The sequence below is a fragment of the Bacillus sp. FSL K6-2944 genome, assembly GCF_038005385.1.
Taxonomy (GTDB): Bacteria; Bacillota; Bacilli; order Bacillales; family Bacillaceae_G; genus Bacillus_A; species Bacillus_A cereus.
On sequence record NZ_JBBOTE010000001.1, the window covers coordinates 48311 to 71165 of the forward strand.

Below are 22855 nucleotides of genomic sequence, written 5' to 3' on the forward strand. Positions count from 1 at the left end.
ACGAAAGAAGTAGGCTTTGGCGACATGATCTCATCGATACAAGAGACACGTATTGTTTTTGATACGGTAAAGTGCGTTACATTTGTAACGAATTAAGGTGGCACCACGGGAGTACCCGTCCTTTCTATAGGATGAGTACTCCCTTTTTGTGTATAAAAAATTAAATAAGTGAAATCGTTTAAGTAAGAAGAGTACGTATATTGGAGACGTTACAGAGAGCCGGGAATAGGTGGGAGCCCGGTACGGTGCCATATACGGAATGGGCTTACGAGAGGTATGCTGAACAATTATTTTCAGTAGGCAACCCGGGTTCCGCCGTTACAAGGATAAGGTATAAATTTTGTACCTGAACAAAGCGGGATGCTTTTGCATCCAACACGAGGTGGTACCGCGGTATATTTATCGTCCTCTACATATTTTCGATATGTAGAGGATTTTTTTATTTTTCAGGGCGAGGTGAAGGACATGATGACGAAAGAAGAATTTATAAAACAAAAAAGAGAGAGAAAGACATTTTTAGTAATCACTGAAGAAGAAGGAGATAGCATTACGCCAATTTCTTTATATAGACGTATGAAAGGGAAGCAGAAATTCTTATTAGAAAGTTCACAGCTTCATCAAGATAAAGGGCGTTATTCTTACTTGGGATGTAATCCTTATGGAGAAGTGAAAAGCGTTGGTACGGAAGTGGAACGAACGATTTACGGCCGGGTAGAAAAGTTACAAGGTAATGTACTGCAAGTGTTAGAAGAAGTAATCGCACCATCACAAGTAGACAGTCCATTTCCATTTTGCGGAGGAGCAGTTGGGTATATTGGATATGATGTCATTCGGCAGTATGAAAACATTGGAGCGGATTTACACGACCCATTAAATATTCCGGAAGTACACCTTTTACTATATCGTGAGTTTATCGTTTACGATCATTTACGCCAAAAGTTGTCGTTTGTATATGTATGCAGGCAAGATGATTCAGCAGATTATGAAGAAGTATACGAAAGGCTACGAGTATACAAAGAGGAAGTGCTACAAGGAGAAGAAGCTGAAGTAAATACAATACAATCCCCATTATCATTTACTTCTTCTATAACGGAAAAAGAGTTTTGTGGGATGGTAGAAATGGCGAAAGAACATATAAGAGCCGGAGACATATTCCAAGTCGTACTGTCACAGCGTTTACAAAGTGAATGTATTGGTGATCCATTCGCGTTATACCGAAAACTTCGAATTGCAAATCCATCACCATATATGTTCTATATCGATTTTCAAGATTATGTTGTACTCGGTTCTTCGCCGGAAAGTTTGCTATCAGTAAGGGAGGATAAAGTAATGACGAATCCAATTGCTGGTACAAGACCGAGAGGGAAAACGAAGAGGGAAGATGAGGAAATCGCAAAAGAACTGTTAGACAATGAGAAAGAGCGAGCAGAGCATATGATGCTTGTAGATCTTGGGCGAAACGATATTGGTAGAGTGAGCGAAATCGGCTCGGTTACGATAGATAAATATATGAAAGTAGAAAAATACTCTCACGTTATGCACATTGTATCTGAAGTTTACGGAACATTGCGAAAACAAATGAGCGGATTTGATGCATTAGCGTATTGCCTACCAGCAGGAACGGTTTCTGGGGCTCCGAAAATTAGAGCGATGGAAATTATAAATGAGCTAGAGAATGAAAAAAGAAATGTATACGCGGGTGCAGTTGGATACGTTAGTTTTTCAGGAAATCTTGATATGGCGCTCGCTATTCGAACGATGGTCGTAAAGGATGAAAAAGCATACGTTCAGGCAGGAGCGGGAATTGTTTATGATTCAGACCCAGTAGCTGAATATGAAGAAACGTTAAATAAAGCGAGAGCACTATTGGAGGTAATGAAATGATTGTACTAATTGATAATTATGATTCATTTACTTATAACTTGTATCAACTGTTAGGTGAATACGAAGAAGATATTGTAGTCGTAAGAAATGATCAAATAACGATAGAACAGCTAGAAGAGATGAATCCAACAGGAATTGTGCTTTCACCAGGACCAGGAAAACCAGAGGATGCTGGTATTTGTATCGAAGTGATTCGTCATTTTTATAAGAACGTTCCCATATTAGGTATTTGCCTTGGTCATCAGGCGATTATATCAGCATTTGGAGGAGACATTGTTAGAGCAGAACGTATTAAACATGGGAAAACATCACGCGTGAAACATAATGGAACGTCAATTTTTTCATACGTTACACAGCCGTTAACAGCGATGCGCTACCATTCCCTTGTTGCAGCGCAAACGAGCTTGCCAGAGTGTTTTGACATACTAGCGACAGCGATGGACGATGGAGAAATTATGGCAGTTCGTCACAATTATTATCCGCTATTCGGATTACAGTTTCATCCGGAATCAATCGCGACAGAAGAAGGCGGAAAGTTAATACGTGCCTTTTTAACAGAAGTGAAGGAGGAGGAAAGAGTATGAATAGCTATCTTCGTAAATTAGTGGAGGGGAAACATTTAACAGAAGAGGAAATGTATAGAGCAGGGCTTCTTTTATTAAATGAAAACATATTGGAAAGTGAAATTGCAGCTTTTTTAGTCTTACTGAAAGCGAAAGGTGAAACTGCAGAAGAAATATACGGCCTTGTTCGAGCTCTTCGCGAAAAGGCACTACCATTTTCGAACCATATACAAGGAGCGATGGACAATTGCGGAACGGGTGGTGACGGTGCTCAAACGTTTAATATTAGTACAACATCGGCATTTGTACTGGCAGGAGCTGGCGTAAAGGTTGCAAAACATGGTAATCGTGCTGTTTCTAGTAAAACAGGAAGTGCGGACTTATTAGAAGAATTAGGTGTAAATATTAGCAGTACGCCAAGCGAAATTGATTATTTACTAGAGCATGTGGGCATTGCATTTTTATTTGCACCAGCGATGCATCCAGCACTAACGCGCATTATGAAAATAAGAAAAGAGTTAAACGTGCCGACGATCTTTAATTTAATTGGTCCTTTAACAAATCCGGTAAATTTAGAAACACAATTTGTCGGCATTTATAAACGAGATATGTTACTACCAGTTGCGCAAGTATTACAGAAGCTGGGAAGAAAACAAGCGCTTGTCGTAAACGGAAGTGGATTTTTAGATGAAGCATCATTACAAGGAGAGAATCATGTTGTCATTTTAAAAGATAATGAAATAGTAGAAATGAGTATTGATCCAGAAAAGTATGGTTTTTCAAGAGTGAAAAATGAAGAGATTAGAGGAGGGAATTCAAAAGAAAATGCAAAGATTACGCTTGAAGTATTGAGCGGAGAAAAGAGTGTTTATCGCGATACCGTTTTATTAAATGCAGGTCTAGCTCTTTTCGCAAATGGAAAAACGGAAACGATTGAAGAAGGAATTAAACTCGCGGCACATAGCATTGACTCTGGAAAAGCATTAGCCAAATTAAACTTATTAATTGTAGCAAGCAACGAAAAATTAGAAAGGGTGAACTAAAGTGGGGACGATTTTAGATAAAATTGTAGAACAGAAGAAAAAGGAAGTTGCGGAGTTATATGAAATATATACACCAGTAAAAACAAAAAGAAAGACACAGTCACTTGTAGAAGCGTTACAGCAGTTTACTGTCATTGCAGAAGTAAAGCGAGCATCACCATCAAAAGGAGATATCAATTTACACGTTGACGTACGAAAACAAGTGGGAACATATGAGAAATGTGGTGCAGGAGCAGTATCTGTTTTAACAGATGGTCAATTTTTTAAAGGATCGTTTCACGATTTACAAACAGCAAGAGAAGAAAGTAACATTCCGCTTTTATGTAAAGATTTCATAATCGATAAGATTCAAATCGATAGAGCGTATGAAGCGGGAGCAGATATTATTTTACTAATTGTAGCAGCGTTAACGAAAGAGAAGTTAAAAGAGCTGTATAGCTACGTGTTAGAAAAAGGATTAGAAGCGATTGTTGAAGTTCATGATGAACAGGAATTAGAAACTGCGATTGTATTAAATCCGCACGTTATTGGCATTAATAATCGTAATTTAAAAACGTTCGAAGTAGATTTAAGCCAAACTGAAAAGCTTGGAAAAAGATTGAATGAGGAGAAACTACTTTGGATTAGTGAAAGTGGCATTCATTCAAAAGAAGATATTATTCGTGTTAAAAGAGCTGGAGCCAAAGGTGTATTAGTTGGAGAGGCGCTTATGACATCATCTTCTATTAGTAGTTTTTTTGAAGATTGTAAGGTGAATATATGAAAGTGAAAATTTGCGGCATCACTGATGTGGAAACAGCGAAAAGTGCGTGCGAATATGGCGCAGATGCACTCGGATTTGTTTTTGCAGAAAGTAAGCGGGAAATCACTCCAAAGAGAGCGGAAGAAATCATTCAGGAGCTTCCAGCCAACGTGTTAAAAATCGGTGTTTTCGTAAATGAATCAGTAGAAGTGATCCAGAAAATTGCAGATGAGTGCGGGTTAACACATGTACAACTACATGGGGATGAAGACAATTATCAAATTAGAAGATTGAATATTCCGTCTATAAAGTCACTAGGAGTAACTTCAGAGAGTGATATGAAAAACGCCCAAGGGTATGAAGCGGATTATATATTATTTGATAGCCCGAAAGAAAAGTTTCATGGAGGAAATGGAAAGACATTTTCATGGGAACTACTTAGAGATATGCCAAAAGAATTGCGAAAGAAAATGATATTAGCTGGTGGATTAAACGCTCTTAATATAGAAGAAGCAATTCGAACTGTTCGGCCATACATGGTCGATGTGAGCAGTGGAGTAGAGACAGAAGGAAAGAAAGATGTAGAGAAAATAAAACAATTTATTATAAAAGCGAAGGAGTGTTCCAAATGAACTACGCATATCCAGATGAAAAAGGACATTACGGTATATACGGAGGACGATATGTTCCAGAAACGTTAATGCAATCTGTACTAGAACTAGAAGAAGCATATAAAGAAGCGATGCAAGATGAAGCATTTCAAAAGGAATTAAATCATTATTTAAAAACGTACGTCGGAAGAGAAACACCGCTATATTATGCTGAAAATATGACGAAGTATTGCGGTGGTGCAAAGATTTATTTAAAACGTGAAGATTTGAATCATACAGGAGCTCATAAAATTAACAATACAATCGGTCAGGCACTACTTGCAGTGCGAATGGGCAAGAAAAAAGTTGTCGCTGAAACAGGAGCTGGACAACACGGAGTTGCAACAGCTACTGTATGTGCTCTTCTCGGATTAGAATGCGTCATTTTTATGGGAGAAGAAGATGTAAGACGTCAAAAATTAAATGTGTTCCGAATGGAATTACTCGGAGCGAAAGTAGAAAGTGTAGCGGCAGGTAGCGGTACATTAAAAGATGCGGTAAACGAGGCGCTTCGTTACTGGGTTTCACATGTGCATGATACGCACTACATTATGGGATCTGTTCTCGGACCACATCCATTCCCGCAAATTGTCCGTGATTTCCAAAGTGTAATTGGAAATGAAACGAAAAAACAATATGAGGCGTTAGAAGGAAAGTTACCAGAAGCAGTCGTTGCTTGTATTGGCGGTGGTAGTAATGCGATGGGGATGTTTTATCCGTTCGTACACGATGAAGAAGTTGCTCTTTACGGCGTAGAAGCAGCTGGAAAAGGCGTTCATACAGAAAAGCATGCAGCAACTTTAACGAAAGGAAGCGTTGGCGTTCTCCACGGATCAATGATGTATCTTCTGCAAAACGAAGAAGGACAAATTCAAGAAGCACACTCTATTTCAGCAGGACTTGATTATCCAGGTGTTGGTCCAGAACATAGCTTGCTAAAAGATATTGGCCGCGTTTCTTATCATTCGATAACAGACGAAGAAGCATTAGAAGCATTTCAATTATTAACGAAAAAAGAAGGCATTATCCCGGCGTTAGAAAGCTCGCATGCTGTCGCATACGCATTAAAATTAGCTCCGAAAATGAAGGAAGATGAAGGACTTGTTATTTGTTTATCTGGCCGTGGTGATAAAGATGTAGAGAGTATAAAACGTTATATGGAAGAGGTGTAAAAAATGGGAGTAGAAAAAATTAAAGCAGCGTTTGAAAATGGCAAGAAAGCATTTATTCCGTACGTAATGGGCGGAGATGGTGGCCTTGAAAAATTAAAAGAAAGAATTCGTTTTCTAGATGAGGCTGGAGCAAGCATCGTTGAAATTGGTATTCCGTTTTCAGATCCAGTTGCAGATGGCCCAACGATTCAAAGAGCAGGGAAACGAGCGCTAGATAGCGGCGTAACATTAAAAGGCATTTTTCAAGCGTTAGCAGAGGTAAGGAAAGAAGTACAAATGCCTTTTGTTCTTATGACATATTTAAATCCGGTACTTGCATTCGGAAAAGAGAGATTCATTGAGAACTGTATAGAAGCAGGTGTAGACGGCATCATCGTTCCAGACTTACCGTATGAAGAACAAAATATTATTGCGCCGTTACTTCGAGAGGTAAACATTGCGCTTATTCCACTCGTTACCGTAACGAGTCCTATTGAAAGAATTGAAAAAATTACGAGTGAATCAGAAGGGTTCGTTTATGCTGTTACAGTAGCGGGCGTAACGGGAGTACGTCAAAACTTTAAAGAGGAGATTCATAGTTACTTAGAAAAAGTAAAATCACACGTCAACTTACCAGTAGTCGCTGGATTCGGCATCTCAACAAAAGAACATGTAGAAGAAATGGTTACAATATGCGACGGAGTTGTCGTTGGAAGTAAGGTCATTGAGCTTTTAGAAAATGAAAAGCGAGAAGAAATATGTGAATTAATATATGCAACAAAACAAAAAGAAGAGGCATAGTCTCTTCTTTTTGTTTTGCGTAATAAATGTTAAAATATACAGAAAATACATATAAATTAGAGGGGGAGAAGGCATGCTAAGACGTAAATTACTATATCTATTTTTAACTGTACCATTATACGCTTGGCTCATTAGCATGACGAAAATAGAGTTAATGGCTCTATTTTTAGGGTATGTATTCATCTTTTCCAACTTAAATCGCATTCAAGAACAGTCTATTTTAGAAATATGTCTATTTTCGATTAGTATAGAATTATTTAGTATCGTTTCGATTGTATTATTAAACGAATTATTTCTACGGATTCATTCATTTACATTAATGAAATTTTGGAATATTATATTGCAAGCAATATGTACTTACATTGTGTTTGTTGTGTTGAAAGAAATAGTCGGAAAGCAGACAGTTTTTCAGGATAATAGAAAATGGGAGTGAATGAAAAGGAGCCGTTTGGTTCCTTTTTTGAATCTGTTTTAAAAACAATTGAAAATTATAGCATCTGTTATATAATAGTTAAAAATTGTATTTTAAACGAAATGAGATGATAACATGGCCATATTGTTGGCACTTATCCCAATTATGATGATTTTCATTTGTTTATTTTTATTTAAACAAACGTCATTAAGGTCTTCGTTAATTTCTTATGCTGTATGTGTTGGAATCGTTTTACTCTCGCCAACGTTTCAATTAGGGATAAGTGAAACTGTGCACGCAACGATTAAAGGGTGGTTAATTTGTTTTATTGTCGGGTACGTTTTATTTTTCGGTATTTTTTTATTTCACCTCATGAACAAAATGGGGTACATCGATCAAGTGGCACGTTTTCTAGAAGCAGTGACGCAAGATCGCTTATTACAAATGCTGCTTATGTGTTTTGGCATTTGCCCGCTTATTGAATCAGTAAGTGGATTCGGTATCGGCTTCATGGTTGCAGCACCTATTTTTCTTTCACTAGGATATAAACCATTTCAAGCTGTACTACTCTCATTCATCGGCTTACTAGCTAGTTCATGGGGCGCAATGGCAACTGGTACGATTATCGGTTCGCAGCTAATAAATATGCCTCTTACAACACTTGGCACAAATACAGCGCTATTAAGTATTCCGATGTTTGCTTACTTTGTTATTCTTTCTTTACACGTTGTTGGCGGCTGGCAAGCGGTTATAGAAAAGTGGAAAGAAGGGGTAGGATTCTTTCTATTATTTTCTCTCGGAATCTATCTTTCTAATGCGTACGTAAGTGTTGAACTAGCAGGGATATTAAGTTCTATCGTTACGATTACATTTGGCTTTCTTATCATTAAATTAAAAGGAAAAAGTGGGCAAAATCTTATAACAGAACATGCCGCTGCAACGGAGAGAGAAGTATCCATTATAAAAATTATTAGCCCTTATATATTTCTAACAGTTTGTATTTTACTTTCTCGCCTCGTTCCAGCATTACATGATTTGTTCAGATCATATGCGGTTCTTGATTTGAAATCATACTCTTACAAACTAGAGTTACTATATTCACCAGGATTTTGGCTCGGTATGACTTGCTTATTTACTATTATTTTCTTCCGCATCCCGTCTAATATTATTAAACAATCACTCTCACAAACGATCAAACAATGGATTCCTTTTGCGATTACGACGACAATGTTTATCGCCATTTCAGAACTAATGGGTGCATCAGGCATGCATTCATTACTCGCAAAGACAGCTGGTGATACATTTGGAACATTTTTCGTTTTCGTTGCGCCGTTTATTGGCGCTATTGGTGGATTTTTAACAGGTAGTAACGCAGGATCAAATGCAATGTTTATAAAACTACAAATGCAAACCGCACAAAACGTAGCACTCCCGTGGCAATATGTCACAACACTTCAAAACACCGCATCATCAGTAGCGACAATCGCTTGTCCATCACGGATTACACTAGGTGCTTACTTATGTAATATCCCTTACCGTGAAAATGAACTATTAAAGAAGACGACGTTAATGATCTTTGGTGCGGTTTTGCTTGTAGTGGTAGAGGTTATTGTTTGGTATATGTTGAGAAATTAAAAATCCTCCTAACATAGGAGGATTTTTTTTATGAATGGATAATGTTTTAAATATGAAAAGCTTCTACTAGATGAATAGGAGATGAAATGTATGCCCTTAAAAAATTACGGCGTGTTAAAAGGTACAGTTATACAATCAAAGATGGGAAAAGGGAAAACTCCTCATTATCAAGTTCATTTACAAGATGAAGCAGAAGTAGATTATCGTATTGCAATTAACGTAAAATCGCAAAGTTATCCGTCAGAAGTTTTATATTTTGCGAGTAACAATATTAAGTCAGAGGCGATTCATATTTTACCGACATTACCATTCGGTTTTACAGAAATAAAAAACAATGAACCGAAAGTAGCTTTAGATTATATAAGAGGAAATCTATTTGACTCAAATCAAATGATTCCTTTACCTCCCGAAAAAGCAGGAGCAGATAATGATTTAAATGAAAAAATAGAACGTTATATAAAACGAGCGATAGAAGAAAAAGCAATTATTTACGCATTTGGTGAAAGATGGGGACCAGAAGAAAATACACCAGATTCCTATTTTCATTTCAAACCAGGAAACGGTATACATGATATTCATATGAATCAAGGGAATGTAGAAAAATGGCAAGGTGATGATGGCATATGGCAAGACGGAGGAATACTCATTCACTTTGAAAAGGAAGAAGAATGGATTGGTATCTTTCTGGCATTCCAATCACAGTCATGGTGTACCGATGAAGAAGGGCATGCTCGTGTGCCTGTTGAGCATTGTGATTATAAGGGGAATATAAAATAAGAAGAGGGAGTTCAAAAAGAACGCCCTCTTCTTATTTTATAAAACGAAAAACTAACAAGTGTAGAAATACAAGAGAAAAGCAGTGCTACACTAGAAAACGCAATGAGATACATATTATATTTCATAACCTGTCCAATTAGCTGGTTACTGTCGTATTGGAACAGTCCCGCTATGATGTTGAATAAAAATAAAACGATAAACATGACGATAACTCCGTCTATTGATCCTTTAATGTCTGGTTTACTTAAAGCGATATGTGCGGAAATGCAAATGGCGATAAATAAAAATAACCAAAAGGAAGGATTCAATAAATTACCGATTGTAAATAAGCTTTTCAATAATACAAACGTCGACAAGAGCATGTTTTGGATCATTTCTATATTAATAGAAGTAGAAGCAATCGTTTTTTCGAGAGTTGTATTAAATAAAAAATATGATTCTGGTACGAAATAGCGCATTAAAAGGATTAGTGCAGTAATACCAGAAATAATAGGCCCAATGCCGATGAAGAAATTCCCGATTCGTTGATACACACTTTTTTGATTGTATTGATGTTGTACGTAACCTAAAGCCCCTTGACTTGTATCTGTTGGGAAGAACTGAGTCGCCACAATTTTATGACGGAACAGTACGCACATAATGGCATGTCCAAGTTCATGAATCGGAACACCGATCCAAGCCGTTAATAGGAATCCTTTTCTTCCAAAAGCTCTCGACCAATACATGCGTGTGAGAGATTCTAAATAGCCTAATAGAAATCCAATTACAATGATAACGCCAATTAAAGATAATAATTGGATTACGCTTGTAAGGAGTATTTGAAAAATTGAGTTTACCAATTCCATTGCCAGTCATCCAATCTGTTAAAAATATTATTTATTCTGTTTCATAATAGCATTTTTTTTCAAGATTACTAGCACATATATTTTCTTTCGGAAGAAGGATTTCAGAATCTTTTTCTTGTAGTCATGTTTTATGTCCAAAGTCATATATTGAACTTGTAACACCCTATATGGTATATGCTTAAGGAGGGATAAGAGAATGAAATGTCCGTCATGTCATACAGAAAATGCAGCGGAGGCAAAGTTTTGCGGGAATTGTGGACATTCGTTAACGGAAGAAGTAGTGGCAAGTAGTGGTCAAGAAGAAGGGCCGGAACAAGCACGTGCGGCACAAGCAAAGGAAGCTCGGCCAAATGAAACGGTAGAGCAAGCGAAGCGGTTCGCGAGCGGCTATTTTCAATTTTTTAAACATGCATTACAAGCACCGACAGCGATTATGAAAAGCGGCGCTATTGAAGTGCGAAATGGAATTGTAAGCCTTGTTCTTATTTGTTTTTTAGGAGCATGTATTTTTTATAGAATGATGAGTGCAGCATCAGCAGTTACGAGAACATTTGCACCAGATATATCTACTCCCACGTTTTTTGGAGAATCTATAACGGTCTTTTTCTTTTTATTAATTTTAACTTTATTTGTCGGATTTATTATTTTTGTAAGTGGTAAGATGATGAAATCGTCTTTTTCGTTTCTTGAAGTATTTGGTATATGGGGAACGATAGCGACGCCGACTATTGTCATATTAGTCCTTTCTTTTCTTTTTAGTTTCTTATTAATCTTTTTCTTACCTATATTATTATCCGTAGCTGCAACTTATATAGGGATTAGTATAACTGTAGCCGTATTAAAGCTAGACAATGGCGGATTAGATCTTGTTTACACACTTATTATTGCAAATGTTTTAATTGGAATTGCAACGTTCATTGTACTTTGGTCTTACATTAGTACGATAATTCAAGCCTTAACAAAGGGAATAACTGGCTTCTAATGAAAAGGTGGTTGACTGAATGAATGTATGTACAAAGTGCGGAGCTCAGTTTGAAGATGGTGTGCAATTTTGTCAAAACTGCGGGTCGAAGAGGGGACGTCCTGTAGTAAAGAAGAACATGAGCGGTGGTACAAAAGTTGGCATTACACTGTTAGCACTATTTGTTATAGTGATTATTGGATTGTATTTGTACGGAGCATCGTATTATACGCAGGTGGCACAAGTAGACCGGATGATTACGATTTTACAAGAGAGGGACGGAGAGAAATTAGCTGAGATCGTTACGGCAGATGATCCATCGGTTATGATAACGAGAGAGAGTTTAACGCCTCTATTTTCATATATAAAAGAAAATCCATCTTACGTAAATGAATTACAAGGATATTTGAGACAAGGTGAAAAACAACGGGACGGAATAGAAAGAGCTGATTTTTCATTAACGAAAGACGGAAAGTATTTCTTTATATTTGATCGATATAAATTGAAAGCGAAGACGTACTATACAACTTTGCTTACAAATGAAAAAGGCGTATCGTTAAAAATGAACGGAAAAGAAATTGATAAGACAGATGACAAAAAGTTTGAGAAGCAATATGGGCCATTTCTTCCGGGAAATCAAGTGTTTCAATCAGATTATAAAAATGACTATGTAAAATTATCTCGTGAGGAAAAGGTTGTACTTATGAAACAAAGCCAAAATAACGTAACGATAGATTTAACGTTGCAAGGTCAATATATTACAGTTCAAACGAACGCGCCTGGTGCAACATTGTACGTAAATCAAAAACCGGTTACAGCGCTGGCAGGAGAAGAAATTACATGGGGGCCTGTAGCGACTGATGGAAGTGCGACGATTTATTTAGAACGAAATGGAGAAAGTGGACGGGAAACGACACAAGTAGAGACGGTAACGGCACTTTTGTCTTATAATCTTCCATTCCAAAAGAAAAATACAGAAAAAACAGTTGTTTATAATGTTACTCCAACGCCCGCGACTGGGTATGTATATAATGGTTTCATCTTTCCTGATAGTGATATTCGAAAATTAACGAGCGCAGATTTAACATATTTATCGAAAGAGCAGTTGAAAATTGCTAGAAATGAAATATATGCAAGGCATGGACATATTTTTCAAACGAAAGATATGCAAGCGTATTTTGCAAAACAGTCTTGGTATAGAGAAAATCCTTATTTTAAAGGAAAGTTAACAGATATCGAAACTTATAATATTGAACTAATCAAATCAAGAGAATAGAACACATGAAAAAAGGTACAGTGCATAACTGTACCTTTTTTATGGTTTTTTATCTGAACCAGGATCCCTTGAGAAAAAGATATGAAAGAGAAATGTGACTTTACTTGCTCCTCCTGATGTACTTGCTTGCACATCAGATAAACCATTAGATGTTAAAACACCTTCAGAATGAGGGGGTACGACTATTTTGAGATTATCATCTGATTCTGATGATGCAGTAACTGTTATTGTATCATCAGATAAGTTCAAAATTTTTACAGTGCCGATTGGTAAGATGGACTTGCCAGCGTGTGATGCTGAAGCGAAGCGAGAGCCTTTCCAAATCGTTTGTGGGAAAGTCTCATCATTAGATAACCAAGCACGAGCACTATAGATGGTTGCGTTAATAGAGAATTCTTGATCAAGCGACAAGGCGGGTTTTGGTTCTTTCGGTTCCTCTGGAGTTTGAGCGAGAAGGCCGGCGCACATGTATGTTTCACCTACTTTCAATTGTGACTGTTATAGCATATTAAACATATTGTTTATAAGACACGACAGTTACCTATTCAAGCATAGGTTTGTGCACAAAATTTGAAGATGAAATTCTCTTTCTTTACAATAGAAGTAGGTGTTATTTCTATAAAATATGGAAAACGTAAAGAGTATGTAAAAAAGAAGGAGTGGTAAAGTGAACTATGTCATTATTGGCGGAGATGCAGCTGGTATGAGTGCAGCTATGCAAATTGTTAGAAACGATGAAAATGCAAATGTTGTAACTTTAGAAAAAGGTGAAATTTATTCATACGCTCAGTGTGGATTACCGTATGTCATTAGTGGTGCTATCGCTTCAACTGAAAAGTTAATCGCGCGTAACGTAAAGACGTTTCGTGAGAAATATGGAATTGATGCAAAAGTGCGTCATGAAGTAACGAAAGTAGATACGGAAAAGAAAATGGTGTACGCAGAGCATACGAAGACGAAAGATGTCTTTGAATTTCCGTACGATCGATTATTAATTGCGACTGGAGTGCGTCCTGTTATGCCAGAATGGGAAGGACGGGAATTACAAGGCGTTCATCTTTTAAAAACAATTCCTGATGCTGAGCGCATATTAAAAACGCTAGAAACGAATAAAGTTGAAGATGTAACGATTATTGGCGGTGGCGCAATCGGACTGGAGATGGCAGAAACATTCGTCGAACTTGGTAAGAAAGTAAGAATGATTGAGCGAAATGATCATATCGGTACGATTTATGATGCAGATATGGCAGAGTACATACATAAAGAAGCAGATAAGCATCATATTGAAATTTTAACGAATGAAAATGTAAAAGCGTTTAAAGGGAATGAACGAGTAGAAGCAGTTGAAACGGATAAAGGTACGTATAAAGCGGATCTTGTTTTAGTATCTGTCGGAGTGAAGCCAAATACTGATTTTCTTGAAGGAACAAATATACGTACAAATCATAAAGGGGCAATTGAAGTAAATGCATATATGCAAACGAATGTGCAAGACGTATATGCAGCTGGTGATTGCGCAACACATTACCACGTTATAAAGGAAATTCATGATCATATCCCGCTCGGAACGACAGCCAATAAACAAGGGCGACTTGCTGGACTGAATATGCTTGATAAACGAAGAGCCTTTAAAGGTACGTTAGGTACAGGTATTATTAAATTTATGGATTTGACGCTTGCAAGAACAGGATTAAATGAAAAAGAAGCGAAAGGGCTACACATCCCGTATAAAACAGTCAAAGTAGATTCGACTAATATGGCGGGCTATTATCCAAATGCGAAACCACTTTACTTGAAATTACTATACCGTTCCGACACGAAACAATTATTAGGCGGACAAGTAATTGGAGAAGAAGGTGTAGATAAACGGATTGATGTAATCGCAATGGCACTCTTCAATAAAATGAGCATTCACGATTTAGAAGACGTTGACTTAAGTTACGTACCACCATATAACAGCGTTTGGGATCCAATTCAGCAAGCGGCAAGGAGAGCAGAATAGCACTTTTTAAAGTGCTATTTTTTTGTTAAAGGGGAATTATCATTTTTGTCGAATGAAGAGGATCGGGAAATAGTTACATATGTGGAAGGGGAGTTTTTTTATGATTGTAGCACTTCAAAAAGTTCAAGAATCAGAAAAAGAAATATTACGTAATTTGTACGCTTTATATCTTCATGACCTTTCTAAGTTCACTATGAATATAACTATCGGAGCGAACGGATTTTTGAATACGAAGATTTGCATATGTTTTGGAAAAATGACGGAATCACGCCGTATTTTATAAAAGTTGATCAGAGTATTGTAGGATTCTTATTACTACTGGAACGTCCGTTTTTGAAGAAGGAAAATGATTTTGGTATTAATGATATTTTCATATTGAATCAACATAAAGGAAAAGGAATCGGTAAACAAGCTGTTGAGAATTTACTAGAAGAGAAAAGAGGACAATATTTCGTTATCGAACTTGTAAAAAATGTACCAGCATTGTCGTTTTGGAAGAAAGTATATAAAGAACTAAACATTGAATTTGATGAGAGAGCGCAGCTAATTGATGATGAAGAACGTCTCGTTCAAACGTTTAAAATTTAATGAAATTGGTGTTCCTTTTATATTAATTTGAAATTTAACTTTATCCCGCTATTTGCGGGCAGTAAGCTCCCACTGATTAAAGTTTCACTTTATTTTGAATATACCGTTTCCCCTTGAAAACATATTACGTATCGCTTATATTTTCATATAGTATTTATTTTTTAAACGAAGCAATGAACGAACCAGGGGGCGCAGTATGGCAATTAACATGAAAACAATCGAAGAATGGATTGCTGAATCAAATGCAAGACATGAAGAAGACTTTGGACACGTTGTGGAAGAAATGAAAGAAGTATGTGTCGGACTTGATAACGCGACATTAATTTATACGAAAAATGTATTTTGTTTCGGTAAAAAAGTAGAAGTATTTTTCTTCTTCCAAGACCATGTCGTGATTGGACAAGAAAAAGACGAATATGTTGAGATTGAAAAATTAAAGTATGATGCCATTACAAATAGTAACTTAAAAACAAATGACAAAAATACTACGTTAGAATTAAAGTTTGCTAACGGACAATCTATCAATTTAGATAGTTTAAATGATAACTACGGTACGAAAAATTGGTTATTTGCTAGACAAATTAAGAGTATTTTTAAGTTAATCTAGTAAAAAAGCACGCCGATAGACGGCGTGCTTCTAACAATGCAAATCCCCTTTTAACCAATTCCGCGCCCGATATGCCCCAACTGGAACTTGAATAAGAGATGTTTCATTCCCAGCATCTATTCCGTACAATTGATCACATGAATTTGTATCAAAACTAAGTAAAGGATGCCCGCCCATCCCCATCGCGGTCGCTGCAAAAACGAGTTTATGAACGAGTATACCTGCTTCCATTTGATGAATACGGTACCCTCTATAGCCTAATGCATTTGTATAGTAATCTTTCTTTCCGACTACATGTAAGCAAAGTGGTACTTGAAAAAGGTTCACGTTATCCATCGTCATACTAGACTGAAGTGAGTAGCGAAGGTCTCCATATCGAATTGGTTGTATGGAATGTGTTTTACTGTTATAAGCGTAAGCCCCGTTTTTAATATTTTTCACGTTATAAAAACATCCATATAAGGAGACGCTTGTATTTTCATTTGTATACTTACCGTCAAGATCGTTGTAATAGGGGAAGGAGAGACTCGCTTCTTGTAGTAAAGTAGCGAGCTCGGCTGCATCCCATTTCGTTAAAGTAAAGTCAGCATCAGGGGAATACCGTTTTCTGCAAAGTTGCAAGAAATCATAAGATAAACGCTCTACTTTCGGCAGTTGTACAGCATGCTCATGATATTGATAGTGCTCTTCATGAGCTAGTGTTTGGAAGTGTGCTGTCGATTCGATCATAGAAGCTTCATTTATTTTTGTTATCATCGGATATTCATCTACATGTTTTGAGCGAACGAAATGTTCATGTGCGAGCGGCGGAATTTGTTGCAACAACTCACGAGAAGTAAATGTTTTATTTTCATGGTAATCATTGTGAAACCAATTAGTTTCTGGCTCTGTACTTAAAGGAATAACGGCATACACACTTTCTTCACCTTCTGACAATCCGAGTAAATGGTTCAGTGCACGGTCTAGAAATTGAAAGTATACGCCGTTCGTATAACCGAACTGTTTTGCACATTCTAGTAATTGTCCAATGAGAACCCCGCTATCTAATCCTTGAAGGCGATATGAAAAGTTATTGTATTTAAAGAAGTTTTTCCAAAACATAGTGGATACGAATGCGGCACCGAAACAATCATGTATATTACAGCGGTTACCGAGTGCGTCTGCTAAATAAGAATCGAAATTTCCTTCGCGAAGTAAAATAAGCCGGTGATGCGCGGCGTCATAATGGTAAATGCCGTCTGGATAATCGTCAATCTTTAAATAGATATACAATTCATTAGGGTATAAGGCACCGCCTGAAGGAATGGATCTACGTAATACATTTCTCCCGCTATTTAGCTGACATAATTGTGTTACACCAAATGAATACCAAAGGTAGTGACCAATCTCATTTAGAGTAGGTGTAGTAGAAGAGTTCGATAAAGATAACGGGATTTCTAAGGAGAGCGGGATGGTAGGTACATTTCGATATAATTTATAAGGAAGCGGTGCGTCTTTCCAGTCCACCTCATGATTTGGCATAATTTCATCGATAGAGAAATGGAGATGATGTAAAAAAGTATTTAGCTGCATGAAATCCCTCCTTTACTATGGAAACGGATGTGGATGTGGATTTAATCTTTCATTTGTTAAAGGTTCGTCTGTATATCCAAGTGTCATCGGTACGGTATATATCCGGTCCAGTCCTGTAACCCGAGTAAGATGGTGTCCGAACGTCATCGGTAACATACCTGGAATAATAACTTTTACACAGTGTAGTCCGTTCTTTTCTATAAGGGGAACGGTTTGATCTACAACGATTACTTCAAGGTCAGATTGATGCAAACGATTTAAAAGTTGGTGGAGATCGGATGTTAAATCCATATCAAATGATTGTGATACATTTATTTCTTGGAACGTTTGCACCGGTGCATCTTCTCGTAAAAGGAAGTGAAGACGTTCTTCCGTTTCTTTCAATCCGTACAGCATACTATGGTCTTCCATTTTATTAACGAAATAAGGATCTTGTAAGCATTTTTCGTAGTATTCTCTTTTGTGCTCGAGCTCATCGTCTGTTATAAGTAACATGCCTGCTATTTCTTGAATGGCACTTTTTAAAGCTCGAATAGGATCTAAATGAGCGCCTCCCGCACAAACAACGTTCATTCCATTTTCACGCGTATTTTTTGCAATTACCCATAAGCTCGGGATGCCGTGTTCCATCGTCGCGTTAAAAGCGTGTAATTCATATCCGGTAATCGTACGTAACCGCTGGATCATTAATTGTAATTCTGTATCATTTGCTGAATTAAGATCAAGGCGGGGAAGAGGTAATTCGGCATACCAAGTGAGTAAGAAGGCATCACGCTCTACAATTTCTAAAATGCCGTGAAAAATCGCTTCTTCTAAACTACCGCCAATTGCACATCCATTTGATGTTTCATACACGAAAGCGTCTCGATGACCGAGGCTATAATAAGCAATTGATTCAGGAACTAAAAGCGGTCTGTTTTGTGATAAAGAATATCCCCATACCCAGTTTTGCTCATAATCAGGATCAAACGGTTTAAATGGAAAATTATCACGATTGTAATGTTCATTTGTATGTACACCGAGCGAGAGGGGATTTAGTGCGTGTTCTTCTAAATCATGAAAACTACCATGCACATTTGTCTTTTTCCCGCGAGGCGACATCCCGCAATATCGTTCTAAACCTTCTAAAATAGCAGTTGCTTCACTCACTGCAAATGAATGAGTTCGGCCTGCAACACCTTCATTTCCGAACATTAATGGCATGTTTATAATGACGTCAGCGAATGGTAATAATGAATGCTGCATTTTGCCGTTCAACATACCGACCCGATAATCTAAATAGTCTCTCGTTAAAAATGTGTTTAATTCATGAATGGAACGGCAGCGATACGTTTCGGTGCTTACTTTTAAACTCGGTTGTAAAGAAATTTCCGCCGCATCCGCAGTATCATTAGGTAAATTACTACATACAGGACAGAGAGGATCTGGAAGAAAAGAATGCCGCGTACATTGTAATGTTTGTAAGTTTAGTAAAATAAGTTCATTTTCTAAAGAAGAATGGTTATGAGTTAATATTTTTTCTGTTTCTGCGCAAATAAGATGGCACATTTGTAACATTCCATTTTGGGTGGCACGTACATCACGCCTCGTTACATCATCTGCTTTAAAGGCATATTTCCGCTGTAGTTCCCACATTTCTTTTTGGTCAAAGCCAGCGATAAAACGGCGTCCATCAGAACAATGGGAACATCCGGGCGTAAGAGGATGAATGTAAGGACCGATAATACCTTCGCCAAATGAAGTAAAACCACGTAGCCATGGAATATGATTTGACCGAAAAATTAGCTCAGCGTCATGATGAATAGTAGAAGGAGATCCGTCATGTAATACGAGAGCGAGATGAATATTTTCAGGAAGTACTTCTGGAAGGGTATGCTGACGAATGATGGAATATTGTTTGCATAATTGATCATGTACATAGTCTGCAAGAAGGCCATCTCCTATAAGCAATATATTTTGAGTCATAGACCGTCCTCCTTTGCAATTAATACCCCATACACACCGTCTAAGTTTTCTTTCAAAAATGGTTCGATTGCTAAATCAAACACGAAGGGATAAAAATTATGTTCTTCTAAATGCTGTAAGGCAAGCTGTAAAGATTGCACACTTGGAATTTCTTCTTCCGCTTGTATTTCCACTCTAAAAGAATCCGTGTCATATAAAATAATAGATGATTCAGGCAAGATATTAGCTCTGTAAGGAGTCTCTTCACTTTGAATGTGGAGCAGTGATAGTTGTAGTGCGTTCCGTAAGGCTAACGTCATATTAATATTAGATGCACCGTACCATCTATCATTTATACCAACCCAAATGACTGGAAAACTGAGAATCTCTTCACTCATTGCAATTTTAGGTGTTTCATGAATTGTAGCAAGAGCATCGTAATAAAATCTACAATGTTTATCGTGAATATCAGTTAAATCAATCGTTGTAAGTTCTTCTAGCATATGTGACTGCCGCTCATACAGTTTATTGTTTAAATGTTGTTGTAGTGCCCGGTAAAATCCTTCTGTCATCGTTTCTCCAGCACCGATACCGATATCGTTATGTTCAGGAATAAGGCGGTGAATGATTTCTGCTACATATGTTTCAATTCCTGTTAAACCGGCTTCTCGGCGTGCTTCATTATGAGTCAATCCACTGCAAGTCATAAGAGGCAGAAGGGGAGCTGGGCCATCTGATAGTGGAGTGGCTACTTGAATATAGCACTGTGATAACGGTAATTGATATGAATCTTGTTCATCCCATACATGGAATATACCGGCTTCTTTAGAAGTTAATGAGTCGAAAAAGCGGAATATATCAGTTGAAGTATGTTGGCCATACCGATGCTCAAGTTTTTCAGAAAGATTTTCTATCGTATCAATTGTAAAACTTTCATCAGTTGCAAGAGGGTGTTTTATAAAAGGATGCCACGTTCCTTCAAGTGTTTCATAGTTTAATAAAAAGAATTGTGATTCTTTTTCACGATAAGAATCATCCGCGACATGTTTAAACAATTCAAAAACGATTACATTTGCTAACATGGCAGATGTAATTTGTGAGAAGGAATCCGATGAATTTTCATTTTGCAAAGTCGTTTCATGTAGCCGATGCCATGCGGATTCCCAGCATTCATCACGGTTTTCCATTACGACAGGTCCAGCTATACCGAGTGTTGATAAACAAATAGCTGGTATAAAATTCTTTTTCGTTTCTCTACAAATAGTGTGAACTGTTTTTAAACCGTCAATGTCTCCATTTTGAGAAACATATAAAATCCAATCAAAAGGTTCGAATACTTCATGTAAGGGACGGTCAATTGTAGTATCGATTTCTTGAAGGAGTACACTGTTATCAACTTCATATGCACGTTCTATTAGCTCATGTATTCTGTCATAGTTTGTTTTATCTCGATCTGTAACGAGGTAATGAAATGTAGGTAAACCAGATTCTAATAAAGAAGAAACTAAGGAAGTGAGCATATCCCCAGAACCAAGTACAAGGACATTTGCTCCGCGGTACGTTTCAAATTTTAAAGCACCTGAATGAGAATCGGCTTCTAAAAATTCAATTTGCGAAGCATATCTGTCGAGTAATGTACTGTTTAATTCATGAGGTGCATCTTGATTTGCATCGCGAACGAAACCATTTTCATATAAAATCTCTCCAATTTCAAATACCCGATTTTGATAGGGGAGAGGGAGGCCATCGGTTATTTCTGCTAAAGAATAATTTCCGTTAAACATTGGCATTAATTTTTCAATCCAGTCATAAATTCCATCACCGTCCATGCGAAATGAACTGGCGTTATTTCGAAAATAGACACCCCCGTTTGAATCGGGGAGGAAGAAAGTATCCTTATTTACTTTAAGTTTTGCATGAATTGGAAGGTTATTCATTTTAATCCTCCTTACGTTTAGGCATACATTATTACTTTATGTCATGAAATTTGTCCCGTATGAACACAATAAAAAAAGGCTGTAGAATGATTCATTCTACAGCCTTTAATAGATTTTTAATCTATCAACCTTCTAATAATAATGACTTTGGATCTTCAAGCATATCTTTAACAGCAACAAGGAAGCTAACTGCTTCTTTACCATCAACAATACGGTGATCGTAAGATAAAGCAATGTACATCATTGGGCGGTTTTCCATACGCTCGTTATCAATTGCAACTGGGCGTACTTGGATTTTATGCATTCCTAAAATACCAACTTGAGGGCTATTTAGGATCGGTGTTGACATTAGAGAACCGAATACACCACCGTTTGTAATTGTAAATGTACCACCTTGTAGTTCTTTTAATGAAAGTTTGTTATCGCGTGCTTTTTTACCTAATTCACGAATTTCGCTTTCGATTTCAGCGAAGTTTAATTGGTTAGCATCGCGTACAACTGGAACAACTAATCCATCTGGAGCTGCTACTGCAATACCGATATCATAGAATTTTTTAATGATAAGCTCGTCACCTTGAATTTCAGCATTTAATAATGGGAATTGTTTTAATGCTGCAACAACTGCTTTTGTGAAGAATGACATGAAGCCAAGACGTACATCATGTTTTTTCTCGAAAGCATCTTTGCGTTCTTTACGTAATTCCATGATCGCACTCATATCAACTTCGTTAAATGTTGTTAACATTGCAGATGTTTGTTGAACTTCTACAAGACGTTTTGCAATTGTTTGACGGCGGCGGGACATTTTCACGCGCTCAACTGGTTTTTCGAATTCCGTTTTTGCAACTGGAGCAGGAGCTGGACTCTTTGGAGCAGCTGGTGCTTCTTTTGGTGCTGCAGCATGAGCTTGTACATCATGTGGTCTCACGCGTCCAAGTGGATCTGTACTACGTACGTCGTTTAAGTCGATTCCTAATTCACGAGCCATCTTTCTAGCAGCTGGTGATGCGATAGGACGGTTTGTATTTGGTAACCCTTGTAGTGTTGCAGTTTGCTCAGCGCTTGGTGCCGCAGCTTTCGGTGCTTCAGCTGTTTCTTGTTTTGGTTGCTCAGCAGCCGGTGCAGGTGTACTTACTGCAACTGGTGCTCCATTAGCATCTAAAATTGCGATAGTTGCGCCAACTTCAACTGTATCCCCAGGTTCGCCTAGTAACTTCGATACAATACCTGAATCTTCTGCAATGATTTCTACATTGACTTTATCAGTTTCAAGCTCAACAACGCTGCCACCTTTCTCAACTTTGTCGCCTACGTTGATAAGCCATTGTGAAATAGTTCCTTCAGTAATAGATTCTGCAAGCTCAGGTACTTTAATTTCGATCATTTTAAATGTCCTCCCCTTATTTGCCTAACGGTGTGTTTTTTCTTCTTTTGTCTTCGGTAATCTCCATTTGTTAGCCTGGCC

General features: G+C 37.4%; 20 protein-coding genes, 1 pseudogene and 2 other annotated features (1 of these 23 only partly in view). Of the genes and pseudogenes, 15 read left to right on the top strand and 6 right to left on the bottom strand.

Annotated elements, in window-relative coordinates:
* Positions 1-126, top strand: a binding site (T-box leader); it begins 112 nt to the left of the window's first position.
* 42 nt (positions 127-168) lie between these two features.
* Positions 169-413 (top strand) — a binding site (T-box leader).
* Between the two features lie 52 nt (positions 414-465).
* The 10 genes from trpE (at position 466) to MHH55_RS00295 (ending at position 9658) form a co-directional block, all read left to right on the top strand.
* Positions 466-1884, top strand: coding sequence for an anthranilate synthase component I (gene trpE, locus MHH55_RS00250; RefSeq protein WP_139362403.1), 1419 nt, complete (start codon positions 466-468; stop codon positions 1882-1884).
* Positions 1881-2468, top strand: coding sequence for an aminodeoxychorismate/anthranilate synthase component II (locus tag MHH55_RS00255; protein ID WP_000636337.1), 588 nt, complete (start codon positions 1881-1883; stop codon positions 2466-2468). The genes trpE and MHH55_RS00255 overlap by 4 nt, the downstream gene beginning before the upstream one ends.
* A complete protein-coding gene (gene trpD / locus MHH55_RS00260) occupies positions 2465-3490 on the top strand; it encodes an anthranilate phosphoribosyltransferase (protein ID WP_001089853.1) in 1026 nt (341 codons plus the stop codon). The genes MHH55_RS00255 and trpD overlap by 4 nt, the downstream gene beginning before the upstream one ends.
* Position 3491: 1 nt before the next feature.
* Entirely contained in the window at positions 3492-4253 is a 762-nt protein-coding gene (gene trpC / locus MHH55_RS00265) for an indole-3-glycerol phosphate synthase TrpC (protein ID WP_000536703.1), read from the top strand.
* Complete coding sequence (locus tag MHH55_RS00270) at positions 4250-4864, top strand: phosphoribosylanthranilate isomerase (protein WP_000865141.1); 615 nt, start codon at positions 4250-4252, stop codon at positions 4862-4864. The genes trpC and MHH55_RS00270 overlap by 4 nt, the downstream gene beginning before the upstream one ends.
* The gene (gene trpB, locus MHH55_RS00275) at positions 4861-6054 is read left to right on the top strand and encodes a tryptophan synthase subunit beta (RefSeq protein ID WP_001105035.1); all 1194 of its coding nucleotides are present in this window, start codon (positions 4861-4863) and stop codon (positions 6052-6054) included. Before MHH55_RS00270 ends, trpB begins: the two co-directional genes overlap by 4 nt.
* Before the next feature lie 3 nt (positions 6055-6057).
* Positions 6058-6834, top strand: coding sequence for a tryptophan synthase subunit alpha (gene trpA / locus MHH55_RS00280; RefSeq protein ID WP_000537825.1), 777 nt, complete (start codon positions 6058-6060; stop codon positions 6832-6834).
* A 73-nt stretch (positions 6835-6907) separates the two neighbouring features.
* A complete protein-coding gene (locus MHH55_RS00285; RefSeq protein WP_000946131.1) occupies positions 6908-7267 on the top strand; it encodes a DUF4029 domain-containing protein in 360 nt (119 codons plus the stop codon).
* 114 nt (positions 7268-7381) lie between these two features.
* A complete protein-coding gene (locus tag MHH55_RS00290; protein WP_078186217.1) occupies positions 7382-8881 on the top strand; it encodes an L-lactate permease in 1500 nt (499 codons plus the stop codon).
* A gap of 90 nt (positions 8882-8971) precedes the next feature.
* A complete protein-coding gene (locus tag MHH55_RS00295) occupies positions 8972-9658 on the top strand; it encodes a DUF2278 family protein (RefSeq protein WP_074554787.1) in 687 nt (228 codons plus the stop codon).
* A gap of 11 nt (positions 9659-9669) precedes the next feature.
* Here MHH55_RS00295 and MHH55_RS00300 read toward each other — a convergent pair whose 3' ends face one another.
* Positions 9670-10503: a hypothetical protein gene (locus MHH55_RS00300; RefSeq protein WP_033695718.1), complete on the bottom strand. Its 834-nt coding sequence runs from the start codon at positions 10501-10503 to the stop codon at positions 9670-9672.
* Positions 10504-10699: 196 nt separating this feature from the next.
* Here MHH55_RS00300 and MHH55_RS00305 point away from each other — a divergent pair, with 196 nt between their 5' ends.
* Together MHH55_RS00305 and MHH55_RS00310 are read left to right on the top strand one after the other, a co-directional pair.
* Positions 10700-11485 carry a zinc ribbon domain-containing protein gene (locus tag MHH55_RS00305; RefSeq protein WP_071741043.1) on the top strand — a complete coding sequence of 262 codons (786 nt, stop codon included), beginning with the start codon at positions 10700-10702 and terminating at the stop codon, positions 11483-11485.
* A 19-nt stretch (positions 11486-11504) separates the two neighbouring features.
* On the top strand, positions 11505-12740 hold the full coding sequence (locus MHH55_RS00310; RefSeq protein ID WP_074554784.1) for a TcaA 3rd/4th domain-containing protein: 1236 nt from the start codon (positions 11505-11507) through the stop codon (positions 12738-12740).
* 39 nt (positions 12741-12779) lie between these two features.
* Here the strand turns inward: MHH55_RS00310 and MHH55_RS00315 are convergent, their stop codons facing one another.
* On the bottom strand, positions 12780-13208 hold the full coding sequence (locus MHH55_RS00315; RefSeq protein WP_000332414.1) for a hypothetical protein: 429 nt from the start codon (positions 13206-13208) through the stop codon (positions 12780-12782).
* A 199-nt stretch (positions 13209-13407) separates the two neighbouring features.
* Between MHH55_RS00315 and MHH55_RS00320 the strand changes: the two genes are divergently transcribed.
* From MHH55_RS00320 to MHH55_RS00330, 3 genes and pseudogenes are all read left to right on the top strand, one after another.
* Positions 13408-14742 (top strand): FAD-dependent oxidoreductase, encoded by a 1335-nt coding sequence (locus tag MHH55_RS00320; RefSeq protein WP_078186216.1) that lies wholly within the window; start codon positions 13408-13410, stop codon positions 14740-14742.
* Between the two features lie 100 nt (positions 14743-14842).
* Positions 14843-15330: pseudogene (locus MHH55_RS00325) on the top strand (GNAT family N-acetyltransferase).
* 196 nt (positions 15331-15526) lie between these two features.
* Positions 15527-15937 (top strand): DUF3908 family protein, encoded by a 411-nt coding sequence (locus tag MHH55_RS00330; protein ID WP_000996782.1) that lies wholly within the window; start codon positions 15527-15529, stop codon positions 15935-15937.
* A 30-nt stretch (positions 15938-15967) separates the two neighbouring features.
* Here MHH55_RS00330 and MHH55_RS00335 read toward each other — a convergent pair whose 3' ends face one another.
* The 4 genes from MHH55_RS00335 to odhB all read right to left on the bottom strand — a co-directional run bounded on the left by MHH55_RS00335 (position 15968) and on the right by odhB (position 22774).
* Positions 15968-17509 carry a SagB family peptide dehydrogenase gene (locus MHH55_RS00335; RefSeq protein WP_071741048.1) on the bottom strand — a complete coding sequence of 514 codons (1542 nt, stop codon included), beginning with the start codon at positions 17507-17509 and terminating at the stop codon, positions 15968-15970.
* 15 nt (positions 17510-17524) lie between these two features.
* Positions 17525-19474 (bottom strand): TOMM precursor leader peptide-binding protein, encoded by a 1950-nt coding sequence (locus tag MHH55_RS00340; protein WP_075677560.1) that lies wholly within the window; start codon positions 19472-19474, stop codon positions 17525-17527.
* Positions 19471-21390 (bottom strand): putative thiazole-containing bacteriocin maturation protein, encoded by a 1920-nt coding sequence (locus MHH55_RS00345; RefSeq protein ID WP_078186215.1) that lies wholly within the window; start codon positions 21388-21390, stop codon positions 19471-19473. Before MHH55_RS00345 ends, MHH55_RS00340 begins: the two co-directional genes overlap by 4 nt.
* 124 nt (positions 21391-21514) lie before the next feature.
* Positions 21515-22774 (bottom strand): 2-oxoglutarate dehydrogenase complex dihydrolipoyllysine-residue succinyltransferase, encoded by a 1260-nt coding sequence (gene odhB, locus MHH55_RS00350; RefSeq protein WP_000569896.1) that lies wholly within the window; start codon positions 22772-22774, stop codon positions 21515-21517.
* Between the last annotated feature and the right edge of the window lie 81 nt (positions 22775-22855).

Coding starts and splice junctions, on each gene's coding strand:
- MHH55_RS00290 (WP_078186217.1), top strand. CDS start 7,382: ATGGCCATATTGTTGGCACTTATCCCAATTATGATGATTTTCATTTGT.
- MHH55_RS00315 (WP_000332414.1), bottom strand. CDS start 13,208: ATGTGCGCCGGCCTTCTCGCTCAAACTCCAGAGGAACCGAAAGAACCA.
- MHH55_RS00345 (WP_078186215.1), bottom strand. CDS start 21,390: ATGAATAACCTTCCAATTCATGCAAAACTTAAAGTAAATAAGGATACT.
- MHH55_RS00300 (WP_033695718.1), bottom strand. CDS start 10,503: ATGGAATTGGTAAACTCAATTTTTCAAATACTCCTTACAAGCGTAATC.
- MHH55_RS00270 (WP_000865141.1), top strand. CDS start 4,250: ATGAAAGTGAAAATTTGCGGCATCACTGATGTGGAAACAGCGAAAAGT.
- MHH55_RS00295 (WP_074554787.1), top strand. CDS start 8,972: ATGCCCTTAAAAAATTACGGCGTGTTAAAAGGTACAGTTATACAATCA.
- trpE (WP_139362403.1), top strand. CDS start 466: ATGATGACGAAAGAAGAATTTATAAAACAAAAAAGAGAGAGAAAGACA.
- MHH55_RS00255 (WP_000636337.1), top strand. CDS start 1,881: ATGATTGTACTAATTGATAATTATGATTCATTTACTTATAACTTGTAT.
- MHH55_RS00330 (WP_000996782.1), top strand. CDS start 15,527: ATGGCAATTAACATGAAAACAATCGAAGAATGGATTGCTGAATCAAAT.
- trpB (WP_001105035.1), top strand. CDS start 4,861: ATGAACTACGCATATCCAGATGAAAAAGGACATTACGGTATATACGGA.
- MHH55_RS00305 (WP_071741043.1), top strand. CDS start 10,700: ATGAAATGTCCGTCATGTCATACAGAAAATGCAGCGGAGGCAAAGTTT.
- MHH55_RS00285 (WP_000946131.1), top strand. CDS start 6,908: ATGCTAAGACGTAAATTACTATATCTATTTTTAACTGTACCATTATAC.
- trpA (WP_000537825.1), top strand. CDS start 6,058: ATGGGAGTAGAAAAAATTAAAGCAGCGTTTGAAAATGGCAAGAAAGCA.
- odhB (WP_000569896.1), bottom strand. CDS start 22,774: ATGATCGAAATTAAAGTACCTGAGCTTGCAGAATCTATTACTGAAGGA.
- MHH55_RS00340 (WP_075677560.1), bottom strand. CDS start 19,474: ATGACTCAAAATATATTGCTTATAGGAGATGGCCTTCTTGCAGACTAT.
- trpD (WP_001089853.1), top strand. CDS start 2,465: ATGAATAGCTATCTTCGTAAATTAGTGGAGGGGAAACATTTAACAGAA.
- MHH55_RS00310 (WP_074554784.1), top strand. CDS start 11,505: ATGAATGTATGTACAAAGTGCGGAGCTCAGTTTGAAGATGGTGTGCAA.
- MHH55_RS00335 (WP_071741048.1), bottom strand. CDS start 17,509: ATGCAGCTAAATACTTTTTTACATCATCTCCATTTCTCTATCGATGAA.